Source organism: Halomonas sp. 11-S5 (genome assembly GCF_029889825.1).
GTDB lineage: Bacteria > Pseudomonadota > Gammaproteobacteria > Pseudomonadales > Halomonadaceae > Halomonas.
This window is the reverse complement of the sequence record NZ_JARANW010000014.1, coordinates 14,288-29,716: the sequence shown is the minus strand read 5'-3', so window position 1 is coordinate 29,716 and position 15,429 is coordinate 14,288. Positions and strand designations below refer to the sequence as shown.

General features: G+C 69.9%; 15 protein-coding genes. 5 read left to right on the top strand and 10 right to left on the bottom strand.

The window, feature by feature from the left end:
- The first annotated feature begins 171 nt into the window (after positions 1-171).
- From OP497_RS10955 to OP497_RS10945, 3 genes are read left to right on the top strand one after another with little or no spacing between them, the layout of a single operon-like run.
- Positions 172-627 (top strand): DUF1289 domain-containing protein, encoded by a 456-nt coding sequence (locus OP497_RS10955; RefSeq protein WP_280548277.1) that lies wholly within the window; start codon positions 172-174, stop codon positions 625-627.
- Between the two features lie 7 nt (positions 628-634).
- Entirely contained in the window at positions 635-1,267 is a 633-nt protein-coding gene (locus OP497_RS10950; protein ID WP_280548276.1) for a tRNA-(ms[2]io[6]A)-hydroxylase, read from the top strand.
- A gap of 33 nt (positions 1,268-1,300) precedes the next feature.
- Positions 1,301-5,215 (top strand): AAA family ATPase, encoded by a 3,915-nt coding sequence (locus OP497_RS10945; protein WP_280548275.1) that lies wholly within the window; start codon positions 1,301-1,303, stop codon positions 5,213-5,215.
- Positions 5,216-5,285: 70 nt separating this feature from the next.
- Here OP497_RS10945 and OP497_RS10940 read toward each other — a convergent pair whose 3' ends face one another.
- Genes OP497_RS10940 through queC form a run of 4 tightly spaced genes read right to left on the bottom strand, consistent with a single transcriptional unit; the run spans position 5,286 to position 7,805 of the window.
- Positions 5,286-5,561, bottom strand: a complete 276-nt coding sequence (locus OP497_RS10940) for a YkgJ family cysteine cluster protein (protein ID WP_280548274.1) — start codon at positions 5,559-5,561, stop codon at positions 5,286-5,288.
- The gene (locus OP497_RS10935; RefSeq protein ID WP_280548273.1) at positions 5,558-6,403 is read right to left on the bottom strand and encodes a 6-carboxytetrahydropterin synthase; all 846 of its coding nucleotides are present in this window, start codon (positions 6,401-6,403) and stop codon (positions 5,558-5,560) included. Before OP497_RS10935 ends, OP497_RS10940 begins: the two co-directional genes overlap by 4 nt.
- Positions 6,403-7,059 (bottom strand): 7-carboxy-7-deazaguanine synthase, encoded by a 657-nt coding sequence (queE, locus tag OP497_RS10930; protein ID WP_280548271.1) that lies wholly within the window; start codon positions 7,057-7,059, stop codon positions 6,403-6,405. The genes OP497_RS10935 and queE overlap by 1 nt, the downstream gene beginning before the upstream one ends.
- Positions 7,059-7,805: a 7-cyano-7-deazaguanine synthase QueC gene (queC, locus tag OP497_RS10925; protein WP_280548269.1), complete on the bottom strand. Its 747-nt coding sequence runs from the start codon at positions 7,803-7,805 to the stop codon at positions 7,059-7,061. The genes queE and queC overlap by 1 nt, the downstream gene beginning before the upstream one ends.
- 199 nt (positions 7,806-8,004) lie before the next feature.
- On the opposite strand from queC, the gene yegQ reads away from it, so the two are divergent.
- On the top strand, positions 8,005-9,441 hold the full coding sequence (gene yegQ, locus OP497_RS10920) for a tRNA 5-hydroxyuridine modification protein YegQ (RefSeq protein WP_280548267.1): 1,437 nt from the start codon (positions 8,005-8,007) through the stop codon (positions 9,439-9,441).
- Positions 9,442-9,530: 89 nt separating this feature from the next.
- Positions 9,531-9,941 carry an SRPBCC family protein gene (locus OP497_RS10915; protein ID WP_280548266.1) on the top strand — a complete coding sequence of 137 codons (411 nt, stop codon included), beginning with the start codon at positions 9,531-9,533 and terminating at the stop codon, positions 9,939-9,941.
- Positions 9,942-10,017: 76 nt separating this feature from the next.
- On the opposite strand, the gene OP497_RS10910 is transcribed toward OP497_RS10915, so the two are convergent.
- The 6 genes from OP497_RS10910 to OP497_RS10885 all read right to left on the bottom strand — a co-directional run bounded on the left by OP497_RS10910 (position 10,018) and on the right by OP497_RS10885 (position 15,323).
- On the bottom strand, positions 10,018-10,254 hold the full coding sequence (locus OP497_RS10910) for a DUF2789 domain-containing protein (protein ID WP_280548264.1): 237 nt from the start codon (positions 10,252-10,254) through the stop codon (positions 10,018-10,020).
- Between the two features lie 181 nt (positions 10,255-10,435).
- Positions 10,436-11,488, bottom strand: a complete 1,053-nt coding sequence (locus OP497_RS10905) for an asparaginase (protein WP_280548262.1) — start codon at positions 11,486-11,488, stop codon at positions 10,436-10,438.
- Between the two features lie 168 nt (positions 11,489-11,656).
- Positions 11,657-12,880 (bottom strand): MFS transporter, encoded by a 1,224-nt coding sequence (locus tag OP497_RS10900; RefSeq protein WP_280548261.1) that lies wholly within the window; start codon positions 12,878-12,880, stop codon positions 11,657-11,659.
- On the bottom strand, positions 12,864-13,418 hold the full coding sequence (locus OP497_RS10895) for a hypothetical protein (protein WP_280548259.1): 555 nt from the start codon (positions 13,416-13,418) through the stop codon (positions 12,864-12,866). Before OP497_RS10895 ends, OP497_RS10900 begins: the two co-directional genes overlap by 17 nt.
- Positions 13,419-13,425: 7 nt before the next feature.
- Entirely contained in the window at positions 13,426-13,926 is a 501-nt protein-coding gene (locus OP497_RS10890; protein ID WP_280548258.1) for a hypothetical protein, read from the bottom strand.
- A gap of 89 nt (positions 13,927-14,015) precedes the next feature.
- The gene (locus OP497_RS10885) at positions 14,016-15,323 is read right to left on the bottom strand and encodes a DEAD/DEAH box helicase (protein ID WP_280548257.1); all 1,308 of its coding nucleotides are present in this window, start codon (positions 15,321-15,323) and stop codon (positions 14,016-14,018) included.
- Positions 15,324-15,429 lie beyond the last annotated feature (106 nt).

Sequence of the window (15,429 nt, the reverse complement as noted above, 5' to 3'; positions counted from 1 at the left end):
ACCAGGGTGTCAGCGGTGCCGCGATCATAGAGGAAACTGTCGACAATGTTAAGTTGGGCCCGCAGTAGCGGCCTTGAACTTTGGTCGGCGGCAACTTCGGGATGCCAGCCCGGCGTTCCCCGCGTTACCATGACGTTCTGTCAACGCACCTTAACGTCAACGGGAGGGGACATGGGGGAGCGCATCACCTCGCCGTGCGTCGGTCTCTGCTCGACCACCCTGGGCGACCGTGTCTGCCGTGGCTGTCAGCGCGTCGACAGCGAGATCCGCGACTGGCCGGCCCTGTCCGGCGAGCAGCGACAGCGGCGCATGGTCGAGCTGGACCGGCTGCGGGCCGAGGTCGCCGCGCGCTTCCTGGAGGTCGTCGACCCCGCGAGCCTGGAGGCGCAGCTGCAGCGCCACCGCATCCGCTTTCGCGAGGATCAGCCGGCGCTCTCCCGCGCCGTGGAGTTGCTGCGGGTGGGCCGCGGCCGCATCCGGGAGCTCGCGCGCTACGGGCTGGTCAGTCGCGACGACGAGGACGCCGCCACGCTCCATGAACGCATCACCACCGAGCTGCTGGCCGCCGCCGAACGGCGACAGGCGCTGCTCCCCGACCCCCTTGACCCGCCGACACTGGAACCCTAATACCCCGATGCCGACCCTCGAGATGACCGACTGCCGGGACCTGCTGCCCGCCGAGCTACTTTCCTTCCTGCCCTGTGCCACCCCGGATGCCTGGGTGGACTGGGCCCTGGCCAACCCCGAGCTGTTGCTGATCGACCATGCCCAGTGCGAGAAGAAGGCGGCCTCCACGGCCATGAGCCTGCTCTATCGCTACCTGGACCAGCCGCTGCTGCTGACCAAGATGAGCCAGCTCGCTCGGGAGGAGTTGCTGCACTTCGAGCAGGTTGTCAAGCTGATGGAGGCGCGAGGCATTGTCTATCGTCCTATCAGTGCCTCACGCTATGCCGAGGGGCTGCGCCGCCACTTGCGCGGCGAGGAGCCTGAACGGCTGATCGATATCCTGATCATCGGGGCACTGATCGAGGCGCGCAGCTGCGAGCGCTTTGCCCGCCTGATTCCGCGTCTGGATGATGAACTTGCCAAGTTCTATCGCAGTCTGGTTAAGTCGGAAGGCCGTCATTTCGAGGATTATCTGATGTTGGCGCGCCGCCTGGCCCCGGCGCCCATCGATGCGCGTATCGCCTTCTTCTCCGATCGCGAGGCCGAACTGGTCACCATGCCGGACACGGCCTTTCGTTTTCACAGCGGCGTGCCGGCCTGAGGCCATCACTTCCGCCACGCAGGAATGATCACCATGCGGAATGCTGCCGACGACGTACACGACAATGACCGGGACCACCTGGCACTCTTCGGCCACTTTTCCCTGAGTCTGGGCGACGATATCCTGACCCAGTTCAGTTACGACAAGGTCAAGGCACTGCTGGTCTATCTGCTGCTCCACGACCAGCCGGTCAGCCGCGCCACCCTGGCCGAACTGCTGTGGCCCGATCAGGGCCTGTCGTCGGGGCGCACCAATCTGCGCCATGCCCTGCACTGCCTGCGTCAGTCGCTGGGCGACGAGGCCGAGCGAGTGCTGTCGGTGTCCCGCCAGACTATTGCCTTCCGACTGCCGGAGCGCTGGCGCTTCGACATGCATCGGCTGCAGGCGCTGCTCGAGGGCCCCGTCGACGTGGCCACGCTCGAGGCGGTGCTGGCCTGCTACCGCGGCGATCTCGCCGAGGAGCTGCACCTTTCCAGCTGTGCCGAGTACCAGCGCTGGCTGGTACAGGTGCGCAACGAGTGGCGCCAACGGGTGATCCGCTTCGCCGAGAGTGTCCTGGAGCGTCAGGAGGCACTGCCGGATAGCGTGCTGGAGTCACTGGTCAGCCGCTTTTCCGGCTACGGGCCCTTTCATGAACGCCTGGTGCGCCAGCTGGCCGAACAGGGCCAGCTGGCCGCCGCCCATGAGCAGTACAACGCCTACCTGCAGCTGCTGGCGCTCTCCGGTCAGCAGCCCGAGCCCTCCTTCCTGCAGCTGGCCCGCTACTGGTCCGATGTCCAGGCCGAGGTGCGCGCCCTCGGCCCCAGCGGTGCCTTCTCGCGCACCCTGGCCATGGATAGCCCCCCCCTGCGCGAGGGCGAGATCGAGCAGCGCCAGCTCTCGGTGATGGCCATTCGCCTGCGGCTCAAGGCCGACCTGTCGGCGCGCGCCGATGCCCGCGCCTGCCTGGCGTTGCAGGTCGAACTGATGCGCTGGCTCGAGCAGCAGTGTCACCACCTCGGCGGCTTCTGGCTGCCCGGGGCGACCGGCGGCCTGGGCCTGGCCTGCTTCGGCACCCATGGCCCGGCGCACCAGTTGGCTGAACTGGTGGCGCTCTACGAGCATTGTCGGTGCGTGCTGCCCGAGGAGTCCCAGCGCCACTGGAGTGGCGAGGGCGAGCCACCGCGCATCGAGCTGGCCGCCGGCCTGGACAGTGGCCGGGTTGTCTACCTACCCGAGCGCCATCTGGTCGATCCGCTCGGCCAGGTAACCCAGGGCTCCCTCGATCTGATGAGTGCCGCCGAGGGCAGTGAGCTGGTCATCTCCCAGGACGCCAGCCAGCACATGCCGCCGGCCCTCGACCTTCAGCCGCGGCTCTCTACGCGGCTGGTGGCCAGCGACGGCCGGGTGCGCCTGAGGGCGCTCGTGCTCGGCACCAACGAGGGCGGGCGCGAGGCGCCTCCGCCCAGCCTGGTGGGACGCGAGGGCTCCCTGCGCACCCTGCGCGATGCCCTGGCCCGGGCCGGCATCGGCCTGCGGCAGAGCGTGCTGGTGCGAGGGCCCTCGGGGCTCGGCAAGTCGGCGCTGCTGGTGGGCTTTCGCCAGCTCGAGCAGAGCCGCGAGGCGGCGATCTGCTGGCAGCCTACTACCCGACTCTCCGTCCAGGAGCCCTATGGGGTGGCGCGCCAGCTGCTGCGCTGGCACCTGGGGGGGCGCATCGATGCCGAGGCGCTATCGCGACTGCTGGCCGGCGATGAGGCCCTGGCCCCCGATACCGACCATCGCCTGTTGCTGGAGGAGGCGCTCGGCGTGCGCGAGCCCCGCGAGATGGCGGTGCTCGCCCAGAGCGGGGAGGCCGTCGAGCTGGTCGTGGGGCTGGTTCATCGCCTGATCCGCGAGCTGTCCCACGAGCGCACCCTGGTGCTGATGATCGATGACCTGCAGTGGCTCGACGAGCCCTCCTTCAAGGTGCTGGCAGGGCTTCAGGCGCGGCTGCCGATCAATAGCCCCTTCCTGCTGGTGGCCAGCCACCATGGTCGCGAGGCGCTGCCGGCGAAGCTGCACTGGGACCAGCAGATCTCCCTGGGGCGGCTAGATGCCATGCAGTCCTCCCGGCTGCTCTCCCAGCTGGCGCGCCGCTACCGGATCCACTTGAGCCCGCGGCTGCGCGGCCAGATCATCGAGCGCTGCGATGGCGTCCCGCTCTACCTCCAGGAGATCTGCCGCCGGGTGGACATGGATCGCCGCGAGGGGCGCAGCGTGCAGCTCGACGAGCTGCCACGCGGCCTGCTGGGGCTGCTGGCCAGCCGCATCGACCAGCTCGACACCGACCGCGAGGTGGCCCATGTGGCGGCGGTGCTCGGGCGCCGCTTCCGCCTCGACTTCCTGGCCGAGTGCAGCGGCTGGGAGATGAGCCGCCTGGCAACGGCGCTGGAGCAGATGCGCCGGCTGGAGATCATCGAGCCGGTCGAGGGCGAGGAGGGGGAGCGTGAATACCAGTTCACCCACCAGCTGCTGCAGGAAGCCGCCTATCTCTCCTGTCCCCGGGACGTGCGGGTGAGCATCCATCGTCAGGTGGTCAGCCTGATCGAGGAGCACTTCCCCATCTGGATCAGCCGCCATCCCGGCGATTTCGCCACCCACCTGCGGCGCAGCGGCCACTATGCCCGCGGCGCCCGCTACTTCGAGCTGGCCGCTCGCGAGGCCCTCAAGGTCAGCGCCAACCGCACGGCGCTGAAGATGGCCGACTTCGGCCTGGCCAGCCTGCGCCATGTCGAGGGTCAGGCCGAGCGCGAGATCAGTCTGCTCACCGTGCGTGGCCAGGCCGCCTTCGCCCTGGAGGGGCATGGCTCACCCACCGCCCACGAGAGCTTCGTGCGGGCCCGGGAGCTGCTCGCTCAGGAGGAGGCCGGCCTGGACGACGGCGCGGACCTGGAGCAGGCCTTCCTGGTCCAGTGGGGGCTCTGGGTGGGCTGCAGCCAGCGCCATGCCCATGCCGATGCCTTCTCGCTGGCCTCGCGCCTGGCCGGCCTCGCCGACCGCCTCGAGGATCCTCGCTACCGGCGCCTGGCCGACTTCGCTCGGGCCAGCTGCGAGTATTGGGCCGGGCGCATCTCCCAGGCCTATGACCACCTGGAGGAGATCGACCCGCTCAATGTCCCGATGATGATCGAGTGGCTGCCGTTCTCCGACCATCCTCAGGTCGCGGCCGCCTGCTTCCAGGGCTGGACGCTCTGCCTGCGTGGTGACTACCAGCGTGCCGAGCGGCAGGTGGAATCGGCCATCCGGCTGGCCGAGCGGATCGGCCATCCCGGGAGCCTGGCCATGGCGCTGATGTATGCCGCGGCCCTCTATCGCCAGCTGGGGCATGTGCACCTGGCCACCATGCGGGCCGAGCGGGCCTTCGAGCTGACCGGCACCCCCGACCTGCACCTCTGGCAGGTGGCCGCGCGCAGCGTGCTGGGCTGGCAGCGGGCGCTGGCCGGCGACCGCGACGGCCTAGCCCAGATCGAGTCGGCCCAGGAGGAGCTGGCCGAGGTCACCGGGCGGGACCCCTACCAGCGACCGGCCCTGTGGTACGTGGATGCCTGCCTGGCCCTGGGGGAGCTTTCCCGGGCCGAGGACTACCTCGACCAGTGCCTGATGATCGCCCGCGAGCGCACCACCCTGTTCGTCCCGGAGCTGGCCGTGCACCTGGCGCGCGTTCGGCAGCGCCTGGGACACTCCCGCGAGGAGGTCAAGAGTCTCGCCGAGCAGGCCCTGGTGCAGGCCCGGGAGGACGGCAACCTCCACCAGCAATTAGCGGCGCTCGAGTTCTGGTTGACCCTGATCGATCCTCAGGACGAGGCGCTCCGGGCGGAGTTCCGCACCCTGCTGAGCGAGGTGAGCCACAGCGATGCGCCGGTCCTGATGCGCTGGCGCAGCCTGCTCGACCGGCGCCTGCCCCATGCCGCGGACCTCTCCTCCTGAATCTTCGATACGCGACCTGCAGCGAACAACGGCGCCCCTTGAGGCGCCGTTGTGGTGGGGAGGGCGGGGCTCAGGTGGCCAGTTCCAGGGCCTCGATGCGCCTGAGCGCCTCGTCACGTCGCTCGCCGCACAGCTCGGGGTCGTAGTCGAAGCGCGCGCACACCGCCGGCCGGCGCGGGTCGCCGAACAGCCGGCAGAGGTTGGCATCATCGAGCTGCACGCAGCGCACGCCCGCCGGCTTGCCGTCAGGCATGCCGGGAATCGGCGAGCTGATCGAGGGTGCAATGCAGCAGGCGCCGCAACCCGGACGGCACCCGCTGGCGGGGTCCGGGGGCGTGCCGGTCATGGCCGAGCCTCGGCGATGGCGCCCTTGTCGATGCCCTCGAAGGCCTGGACCCGCGTGGCCTGGCCGCTCTCCCGGGCGATGGCCTCGGCCAGCCAGGCGGCGATATGTTCCACCGTGGTCGGCGTCGGCAGCACCGCGCAGCGGCTGCGCGGGAGCCGGATGAAGAAGTGGCCCTGCTCGGCGCGGTAACGGCAGGTCAGCAGGTCGCGGAAACCGGGCTCGTCGTCGACGACGACATCCGCCGCGTCCACCAGGTAGCGGTCGGCCAGCCAGGCGGCCCAGTGCTGCTCGAGGGCCGGCACGCGTCGCCCCTGCTGCCACACCTGCAGGCGCGAGCGATGGCCATGGGCGATGCGCTGGCAGTTGCCGGCATGCTGCTTCAGGCCATGGCTGTAGCTGTAGGCGGCCCCCTCGATGGCCTCCTCGCGCAGGCGCAGGCGGATGTCGGTGACCCGCGGCGGCGGGCGGCGCATCAGCTCCGCGGCCAGGTGGTCGGCGAGTCGCTCCGGGGTGATCTCGCGCCAGGGCAGCAGGGTCAGGGCTTGGCGCGGGGCACGTACCTCCAGCGGGTAGGGCCGCTCGATGCGCACGCAGAGCCCTTCCCGGCAATCGTGGAGCGTCACCCCCGGTGCTCCGGTGGGCACCAGCAGGGTGTGGTCGAGGCCGCCATCGAGCCGCGACTTGATCCACGGCTTCACCTCGCCGAAGTCGAACAGCATGCCGTCCTCGCCGAGCTCGCCGTCGAGTTCGACATCGACCTGCCAGCTGGCGCCGACCAGGCCCCGCTGCGGGCACCAGAGCGAGACGTCGAGGTGGGTAAGGCGGTTGACGAAGAGCGTCATCAGTCGATCCCCGCGATCTTGTGGGCCTGCAGCGACAGTCGCCACTGCGGGTTGGCCAGGCAATAGGCCACGCTCTGCGTCATGGCGTCGCCCCGAAGGCCCGTGGGGGCCACGTCCATGGGCTGCAGGAAGAAGTGGGTGAAAGCCAGCCGGGTGAAGCGCTCGGGCGGGGCGTCGGCCTGGGGATGGACCAGCTTCAGCTCGTCGCCCCCGGTGATGGCCAGCGGATTCTCACCCTTGGGGCTGACGCAGAGCCAGTCGATGCCGGCAGGGGCGGGCAGGGTGCCGTTGGTCTCGACCGCGACCGCGAAGCCGCGGGCGTGCATCTCGCGGATCAGCGGCTCGTCGAGCTGCAGCAGTGGCTCGCCGCCGGTGAAGACCACATAGGGCGTGGCGGTTCTCACACCCTGCCCCTCCTGGTCCGGCCACAGCGCGGCCAGGTGCTCGGCCAGCGTCTCGGCCGTCGAGAAGCGGCCGCCGTTCCGGCCATCGGTGCCGATGAAGTCGGTATCGCAGAAGCGACAGGCCGCCGCGGCGCGATCCTGCTCGCGGCCGGACCAGAGGTTGCAGCCCGAGAACCGGCAGAAGACGCTGGCGCGACCCGCCTGGCCGCCCTCGCCCTGCAGGGTGTAGAAGGCCTCCTTGAGGTGGTACATCAGCGCTCTCCGGCGGGCGAGTCAAGTGAAACGGCAGGGGGAGCGGGCTGCTGCGGGGCGGCGGTATCGGGCCACGGTAAATAGCCGACGGGATCCCTGGCGTCGTTGGCAGCAAACGCCGTCAGGCGCTCGCAACAGCTGCCGCAGCGCCCGCAGGCCAGCTCGCCGCCCTGGTAGCAGGTCCAGGTGTCGGCGTAGTCGAGCCCCATGGCCAGCCCCTCGGCGAGGATCTCCGCTTTGCTGGCGCGCAGGTAGGGCGTATGGATCTCGACGGCCTCGAAGTTGGCGATGCCGGCCACCGCATTCATCGCCTCGACGAACGCCGGGCGGCAGTCCGGGTAGAGCAGGTGGTCGCCGCCGTGGGCGCCGTAGTCGACCCGTCCGGCGCCGATGTTCACCGCCTTGGCGATGGCCAGCGACAGCAGGATCATGTTGCGGTTCGGCACCACGGTGGCCGCGAGGTTGTCTGCCGCGTAGTCGCCCTCGGGCATGTCGCGGCGGGCGTCGGTGAGTGCCGAGTTGTCGATCAGGCCATGGATGGCGCGGATGTCGACCACCTGATGAGGCACGCCGAGTTCGCGGCAGACGCGACCGGCCACCTCGAGCTCGCGGCGATGGCGCTGGCCGTAGTCGAAGGAGAGGGCGTGGACCTCGCGCCCCTCGCGCAGGGCGCGGTGCAGCACGGTGTAGGAGTCCATGCCGCCGGAGTAGATCACCACGGTGGCAGGCTCGGAAGAGTGGGTCATATCGGAAACTCTGGTCGGAGAATTTGTCGGGCCGCTTGCGCGGCGATCCGGGGTCCGGTCCGGAAACGGCCATAGTCTACGTGACCTGCCGGCCCCGGGGAACTCCAGCCTCCGGCGTTCGGCGTTCGGCGCTGTTATACTGCGCGCCCTTCACACCCTGCGCCGTCGCGCGCCATCGTCCTGACAACGGTGACCTCCTATGCAAGCCCCCGAACTGCTCTCCCCCGCGGGAACGTTCAAGAACATGCGCTACGCCTTCGCCTATGGCGCGGATGCGGTCTATGCCGGCCAGCCGCGCTATTCGCTGCGCGTGCGCAACAACGATTTCAAGATCGACAACCTGCACAGGGGCATCGCCTATGCCCATGAGCGGGGCAAGCAGTTCTATGTGGCGTCGAACATTGCGCCACACAACAGCAAGCTAAAGACCTACCTGCGCGACATGGAGTCGGTGATCGAGGCCGGCCCGGATGCGCTGATCATGTCCGACCCAGGTCTGATCATGATGATCCGCGAGCGCTGGCCGAATCAGCCGATCCATCTCTCGGTGCAGTCCAATGTGGTCAATTGGGCGGCGGCACGCTTCTGGCAGCAGCAGGGCATCAGCCGCATCATCCTGTCGCGTGAGCTGTCGCTCGCGGAGATCGCCGAGATCCGTGCCGAGTGCCCGGATCTGGAGATCGAGACCTTCGTCCACGGCGCGCTGTGCATCGCCTACTCCGGGCGCTGCCTGCTCTCCGGCTACTTCAACCACCGCGACCCCAATCAGGGCACCTGTACCAACGCCTGCCGCTGGAAGTACAACACCGTGGCCGCCGCCCACGACGAGACTGGCGACCTGGTGCCGGCCAACTCGGCCCGCGCCCATGCCGGCAGCGGCGTCTGGACCCCGGGGGACGGGGGGCAGCAGGGCGGGCTGATCGCCTCCGGCGGCGGCAGTGCCCAGGTGGTCGACACGACGGCGAGCACCGCCACCGCCGGCGGCGTGGAGGGCCAGGACGAGCTTTCGGCGCTGATCGAGGACCGCAGCCGGCCGGGTGAGCTGATGCCGGTGTTCGAAGACGAGCACGGCACCTACATCATGAACTCCAAGGATCTGCGCGCCGTGCAGCACGTGCCGCGCCTCACCGAGATGGGCGTCACCTCGCTGAAGATCGAGGGGCGCACCAAGTCGCCCTACTACGTGGCGCGCACCGCCCAGGTCTACCGCCGGGCCATTGACGATGCCGTGGCCGGCCGCCCCTTCGACATGCGGCTCATGGACGAGCTCGATAACCTCGCCAACCGCGGCTACACCGAGGGCTTCTATCGCCGCCACGTCCACGACCAGTACCAGAACTACGAGCAGGGCAACTCGGTGGGCGTGCACCAGCAGTTCGTCGGCGAGGTCACCGCCTACGACCCGGATCGCGGCGCGCTGGAGATCGACGTCAAGAACCGCTTCGAGGTCGGCGACTCCATGGAGCTGATGCTGCCCGGCGGCAACCGTCGCTTCGTGCTCGAGCACATCGAGAACCGGCGCGGTGAATCCGTGGGCGCGGCCCCGGGCTCCGGCCACGTGGTGCGCATCCCGGTGCCGGGCGAGGCCATCTCGCCCGAGCGGATCGAGTTCGCCCTGCTGATGCGCGACCTCTGAGCCGACGCGCGGCTGGACATCATCGGCCGTCGGCGACAAGGTAGGGCACGATTGGCGATCGAGCCGTTGGCAGTCACACAGGGAGCGTCATGGCGACCATCGAACACAGCGCGATTCTCAAGGCACCCCCGGAGCGGGTCTTCGCCCTGCTCGAGCGGGTTGAGGACTTCACTGACTACTCCGACCTGATCCAGGCGATCGAGCCGCTGGGCAAGGATCGCTACCGCTGGCACGTGCACGTGGTGGGGATGGACTGGACCTTCGACGTGGCGATCACCGAGGCGCGGGCGCCGGAGGTGCTGGCCTGGGAGTCGCTGGACGGGGTGCACAACCGGGGCTGCTATCGCCTCACGCCCGTGGCGGGGGGCACCGAGGTGGCCCTGACCCTGACCTACGCCATCCGCAATCGCCTGCTGGAGAAGGCCGTCAACCGGGCGGCCAAGCCTCTGGTCGGCAAGGTCAGCCGGCAGATCCTGGAAAGAGTCGAGGCGCGGCTATGAAGCCGCAGGATCCCCCTTGCTCCGATGCTCCCCCGGGCGGGGCTTCTCCGCCTGCCTGACGACCGCGGCCGCCGACTCAGCCCTTGCGCAGCGAGGTATTGAGGTGGTCGACCACCTCAGCCCAGTCGGCGTCTTCCTCGAGGGCCTCGCGCAGGAACTCCGCCTGTCCCTCGTTCCAGCAGGGCGCATCGGGCAGGGCGATATCCTCGGGAATGGGGGCATGGCGATCGATGAAGCGCTTGATGGCCGCGCGATCCGAGGCGAGGCCGAGCTGCTCGAAGAGTTCGGTGAAGGGGTGGTCGGGGTGTTCCATGGCGTGACTCCTGCTGTCCTGTCGCGGTATTCCTACCTTAGCGACTTCCGGGGTGTCGTGCTTGATGCCCGTCAACGCTGCCATCGACGTCTTCATGGCTATATCTTTAGCAGCCAAGCTCGGAGCTGATCCGGCGCCAGGCCCCGGCGCTCCTCGCCACCTCGATGTTATTGGCGACGCCTCATCGCTCGCCGGCGAGCGGCGTGAGAAAGCGTCGTCGCCGCTCGTTCTCCGGGAGCGGCAGGGCCAGCAGGTGGACCAGCTTGGTGAAGGTGGCCTCCGGGGTCATGTCATCGGCCGAGAGCACCCCCGCCTCGGCCAGCCCCTGTCCCGCGGCGTAGGCGCCGAAGGCCACCGGGCCATGGGGACACTGGCTGAGGGCCACCAGCAGCTTGCCCTCGCCGCTGGCGCGGGTAAGCACCCCGGCCAGCGACGGGTCGTCGGGCAGGTTGCCGCCGCCCCACACCTCCAGCACGGCACCGTTGACCCGGTCGTCCCGCAACCAGGCCTCCAGTTGCCAGGCCTGGATGCCCGGCCAGAGAGCGAGGCGCACGACCCCCCCCGCCGCCAGCGGCGAATAGTCGGCGAGCTCGAAGCGCGGGGCGCCCCGCTGGTGATCCGCCAGGCCGCGCCCCGGGTAGAGCACGACCTCGTCGTCGACGCGCTCGCCGAGCAGCGGCTGGTTGGGGCTGGTGAAGGCGTCGGCCTCCCGGGTCTGCCACTTGCGGGTGCGACAGCCGCGCAGCAGGCGCCCGGCGAAGCAGATCGCCACCTCCTGCAGGCGCGGGATGACCGCGAAGCGCAGGGCGTCCTCGACGTTGGCCGCGGCATCACTGCCCTCGGCCTCCAGAGGACGCATGGCCCCGGTGAGGATCACCGGGCGATCCAGCCCCAGCAGCTGGAAGGCCAGGCTCGAGGCCGTCCAGGCCAGGGTATCGGTGCCGTGGAGGATGACGATACCGGCATGCCGGCGGTAATGCCGCGCCACCAGGGCGGCGAGCCGCTGCCAGTCATCGGGCGTGGCACTGCTGGAGTCGATGGGGCGGTCGGTCTCGAGCACCTCGAAGGCCGGCAGGCTCGCCTGGCGGCCCGGCGGCAGGTCGGCCAGGGCACGCCGCAGGCGATCGGCGATGTGGCGGCCCGGGGCCAGGCCGCGGGCGGTCTCGACCATGCCCAGGGTGCCGCCGGTGTCGATCACCAGCACGGGACGCTCTGCGCAAACCGGGGCGGGCATCTGGGCTCCTGTCGGCGGCGGATGGGAAAAGGGATGGCACCATGATACCGGTCCGCCGCTGGGGGGCAAGGTGGCGGCCTCGACCACCGTCCACCCAGGACGGCGTGCTGCCTGGTCACGGGCCCGAGCGATGGCCAAGCGCTGTTGTTCGCCGCGCTAGAACGCCAGCTAGCGGGTGACCAGCCTCCCCGCGTCGTCGACCTCCAGGCGGCGGTTGCGGCCGGCGAGCAGGGCGAAGCCCATGCTGACGGCGATGATGCCCAGCAGCACCCGGGTCAGGGTCGTCAGGCCGACCTCGAACTGCAGCATCACGCCGATCGCCAGCGGCCCCATGGCGGCCAGGGTGTAGCCGCCCCCCTGGACCAGCCCCGAGAGCTTGCCGGCCAGGCGTGAGCTGGCCGTTCGCAGCACGATCAGGGTGAGGGCGAGGCTGAAGCCGCCGCCCTGGCCGAGCCCCAGCAGCACCACGCCGGGCCAGCGCCAGATCGCCGGCGCCTGGAGCAGCAGCCAGAAGCCGGCGGCGACCATGCCCAGCACGATCAGCAGGGCAGGCCGCTGGTCCTGACCCAGGCGTGCCAGCCAGGGCGCCGAGAGGGCCGAGACCAGCTGCACCATCACCGAGGCACCCATCATCCAGCCGGCCTCGGCCTCGCTGTAGCCGCGGGCCACCAGCAGGGTGGGCAGCCAGCCGAAGACGATGTAGGCCAGCGACGACTGGCTGCCCATGAACAGCATCACCTGCCAGGCCAGCGGCTGGCTGAGCAGCTCCCGGGTGGAGCCGCCACCCCCGGGCAGGGCCGTGGCGGCGTCATGGCGCGGCATCAGCACCTGCCAGGCCACTAGGGCCACCAGCGCCAGCAGGGACCAGCTGGCGAGCCCGGCCGGCCAGCCCCCCAGGGCGTCGGCCAGGGGAATGCTCAGGCCTGCGCCCAGGGCGCCGCCGAGGCAGAGGGCCATGGTGTAGACGCCGGTCATCAGGTCGGCCCCGGCAGGCAGCTCGCGCTTGACCAGGGCCGGCAGCAGGGTGCCGGCCACGCCGATGGCGGCGCCGACCATCAGGGTGCCGGCGAACAGCGCGACGACGGCCGGCACGCCACGCAGCAGCAGGCCGCCGGCCAGCAGTAGCAGGGCGGCGGCCAGGGTGTTCTCGGGGCCGAAGTGCTTGGAAAGCCAAGGGGCCAGCGGGGCGAAGATCCCCAGGCAGAGCACCGGCAGGGTGGTCAGGGCACCGATGGCCAGCGCCGAGAGCCCGGTATCCTGCTGGATGCGCGTGAGCACCGGGGCCAGGATGGAGAGGGCGGGGCGCAGGTTGAGCCCCACCAGCACCATCAGGCCGATGAAGAGTGCCAGTTGGCGAGAGGCGGGCCGAGCTGCCTCAGTGCCGTTCGTCATCATCACGCCACTCGCGTCGGGTCGCCGGCCGGGCGGGGCGACGCTCGTCCCGGGGCTCGGCGATCAGGGGGTGGTCCTCGAGCTCGTTGACCGCGCGGAAGGTGACCTCGCCGGGCGGCTGCGGAGTGTCGCGGTCGACGCGCCCGCGGATGCCGGAGACATCCTCGGCGCTGACCAGGCCCGACCCGCCGACGTTGACCCCCGGCTGGGCGACCAGCCTGCCCTCGAAGCTCCAGCAGCGCTGGGGCACCTGGGAGAGGCGCCACAGGCGGTCTTGCCAGTGGGCCTGGCCGTCGTCGGTCAGCGTCAGGTCGTCCAGCGGCACCAGGGCGGCGAACAGGCGGGCGTTGAGCACCAGGCCGCCGCCGGCCAGGCGCACGGCGCCCCGGAACTGCCCCTGCGCCAGGGCCGCGAGCACGGCCTTGCGCTTGTCCCGGCTCTGGAGGGTGCCCTGGCCGCACAGGTGCAGCAGGCCATCATCGACCTGCTTGATGACCCAGACCTCCACGGGGGACGCACCGAACAGCCTCTTCAGCATGCCGGGTTCATCGCATGTGGCGGCGCAGGTCGCCTCGCACCGCGTCGAGCAGGGTGATGAAGCGGGTGTCGCGGTCGCCGTCGATGCGATCGACCCGCACCACGCTGCTCATGCCGCGGTCGATGTTCAGCTGGTCGAAGATTTCCAGGGTGACGTTCTCGGCCGGCTGGCTGCCGGGCTCGATGCGGCCTTCCTCGAGGGTGAAGGTGGTCAGCAGGGTGGCGCGCACGCGCGTCGAGCCGCCCTCCGCCAGCACCCGGCGCACGAACAGCCAGCCCTCGCAGGCCAGCGCCGTGTCGCCGTGTTCACGCAGGAAGAGGGTGCGATAGCTGGCGCCTTCACTGGCGGCCTTGGCGGCCATGCTGCGGTAGGCCTCGGTCATGCGTGTCGCCGAGACTTTCGACTCCTCGAGCCGCTGGCGGGCGCCGTGGTGTTCACGGTCCAGCCGGGCCTGCTGCTGGAAGGTCAGCCAGCGCAGGTAACAGGTGACGAGATTCTTTTCATCCATGGAAGCGTCTTGTCTTGGACGGTGGAAGGGACAAGGGGCAACAGCGGGCTACATTCGCACATTCCGATGCAGCCCGCCAGCCACGGGACTCAGGCCTGGCGCGAGCCGGAGCGGCCGCCGCGCCGACGGCGCGGGGCACGGGCCTCGTCGCTACCGCGGCGCTGGCCCACGGCCTGACCCTGGCGCCGCTGGTCCTGGCCGCCGTTGCGGCCGCCGCCTGAGCGCTTGCCGCGGCCGTTCTCGATGGGCTCGGGCTTGGCATTGGGGTCTGGTTCGAAGCCCGGCTCAATGCGCTTCTCCAGGTCGCGCTTGATCAGCCGCTCGATGCCCTTGAGCAGGCCGTGCTCGTCGATGCAGACCAGGGAGACCGCCTTGCCCTCGCTACCGGCCCGGCCGGTACGGCCGATGCGGTGGACATAGTCTTCGGCCACGTTGGGCAGTTCGAAGTTGACCACATGGGGCAGCTCCTCGATGTCCAGGCCGCGGGCCGCGATGTCGGTCGCCACCAGGACCTGCAGGTCACCGGTCTTGAAGGCGGCCAGCGCCTTGGTGCGGGCCGACTGGCTCTTGTTGCCGTGGATCGCCATGGCCGGGATGTTCTGCTTGGACAGCTGTTCGGCCAGGCGGTTGGCGCCGTGCTTGGTGCGGGTGAAGACCAGCACCTGTTGCCAGTCATGCTCGGTGATCAGGTGGGCCAGCAGATCGCGCTTCTTCTCGCGGTCGACGCGGTAGATCGCCTGGTCGACGAGCTCGGCGGTGGTGTTGCGGCGGGCGACCTCGATCATTGCCGGATCGTCGAGCAGCTTGCCGGCCAGCGCCTGGATCTCGTTGGAGAAGGTCGCCGAGAACAGCAGGTTCTGGCGCTTCTCGGGCAGCACGCGCAGGATCTTCTTGATGTCGTGGATGAAGCCCATGTCGAGCATGCGATCGGCTTCGTCGAGCACCAGGATCTCGACCTTCGACAGGTCCACGTGCTTCTGCTGGTGCAGGTCCAGCAGGCGACCGGGGGTGGCGACCAGCACGTCGAGGCCGGCGCGGATGGCGTCCACCTGGGGCTGCTGGCCGACGCCGCCGAAGATCACGTGGCTCTTCAGGGTCAGGTGGCGGCCGTAGTCGGCCACGCTCTCGCCGACCTGGGCGGCGAGCTCGCGGGTCGGGGTCAGCACCAGGGCACGGACCTGGCGCTTGGTCGGGCGCGGGCCGTCGGCCAGGCGCTGCAGCATCGGCAGGGTGAAGCCGGCGGTCTTGCCGGTGCCGGTCTGGGCGCTGGCCAGCAGGTCACCGCCCTCGAGGACGGCGGGAATCGCCTTGAGCTGGATCGGGGTCGGGGTGGTATAGCCCTGTGCCTCGACGGCACGCAGCAGTTCGGCACGCAGGCCGAGGTCGGAAAAGGTCATGCGGTCTCCGCAGAGACGCCTTGGTCGCGCCGCGTCGGTATACGACGTGGTCAGTCCCGGGCCAAGGCGTGTAAAAGGAATCTGGCGCGGCAGGAGGGACCAGCGA

Bases quoted from the DNA above. Each gene is read 5' to 3' on its own strand.
- queC (WP_280548269.1), bottom strand. From the start codon at position 7,805: ATGACCCACTCTTCCGAGCCTGCCACCGTGGTGATCTACTCCGGCGGC.
- OP497_RS10885 (WP_280548257.1), bottom strand. From the start codon at position 15,323: ATGACCTTTTCCGACCTCGGCCTGCGTGCCGAACTGCTGCGTGCCGTC.
- OP497_RS10950 (WP_280548276.1), top strand. From the start codon at position 635: ATGCCGACCCTCGAGATGACCGACTGCCGGGACCTGCTGCCCGCCGAG.
- yegQ (WP_280548267.1), top strand. From the start codon at position 8,005: ATGCAAGCCCCCGAACTGCTCTCCCCCGCGGGAACGTTCAAGAACATG.
- queE (WP_280548271.1), bottom strand. From the start codon at position 7,059: ATGTACCACCTCAAGGAGGCCTTCTACACCCTGCAGGGCGAGGGCGGC.
- OP497_RS10900 (WP_280548261.1), bottom strand. From the start codon at position 12,880: ATGACGAACGGCACTGAGGCAGCTCGGCCCGCCTCTCGCCAACTGGCA.
- OP497_RS10945 (WP_280548275.1), top strand. From the start codon at position 1,301: ATGCGGAATGCTGCCGACGACGTACACGACAATGACCGGGACCACCTG.
- OP497_RS10955 (WP_280548277.1), top strand. From the start codon at position 172: ATGGGGGAGCGCATCACCTCGCCGTGCGTCGGTCTCTGCTCGACCACC.
- OP497_RS10940 (WP_280548274.1), bottom strand. From the start codon at position 5,561: ATGACCGGCACGCCCCCGGACCCCGCCAGCGGGTGCCGTCCGGGTTGC.
- OP497_RS10910 (WP_280548264.1), bottom strand. From the start codon at position 10,254: ATGGAACACCCCGACCACCCCTTCACCGAACTCTTCGAGCAGCTCGGC.
- OP497_RS10895 (WP_280548259.1), bottom strand. From the start codon at position 13,418: ATGCTGAAGAGGCTGTTCGGTGCGTCCCCCGTGGAGGTCTGGGTCATC.
- OP497_RS10935 (WP_280548273.1), bottom strand. From the start codon at position 6,403: ATGACGCTCTTCGTCAACCGCCTTACCCACCTCGACGTCTCGCTCTGG.
- OP497_RS10890 (WP_280548258.1), bottom strand. From the start codon at position 13,926: ATGGATGAAAAGAATCTCGTCACCTGTTACCTGCGCTGGCTGACCTTC.
- OP497_RS10915 (WP_280548266.1), top strand. From the start codon at position 9,531: ATGGCGACCATCGAACACAGCGCGATTCTCAAGGCACCCCCGGAGCGG.
- OP497_RS10905 (WP_280548262.1), bottom strand. From the start codon at position 11,488: ATGCCCGCCCCGGTTTGCGCAGAGCGTCCCGTGCTGGTGATCGACACC.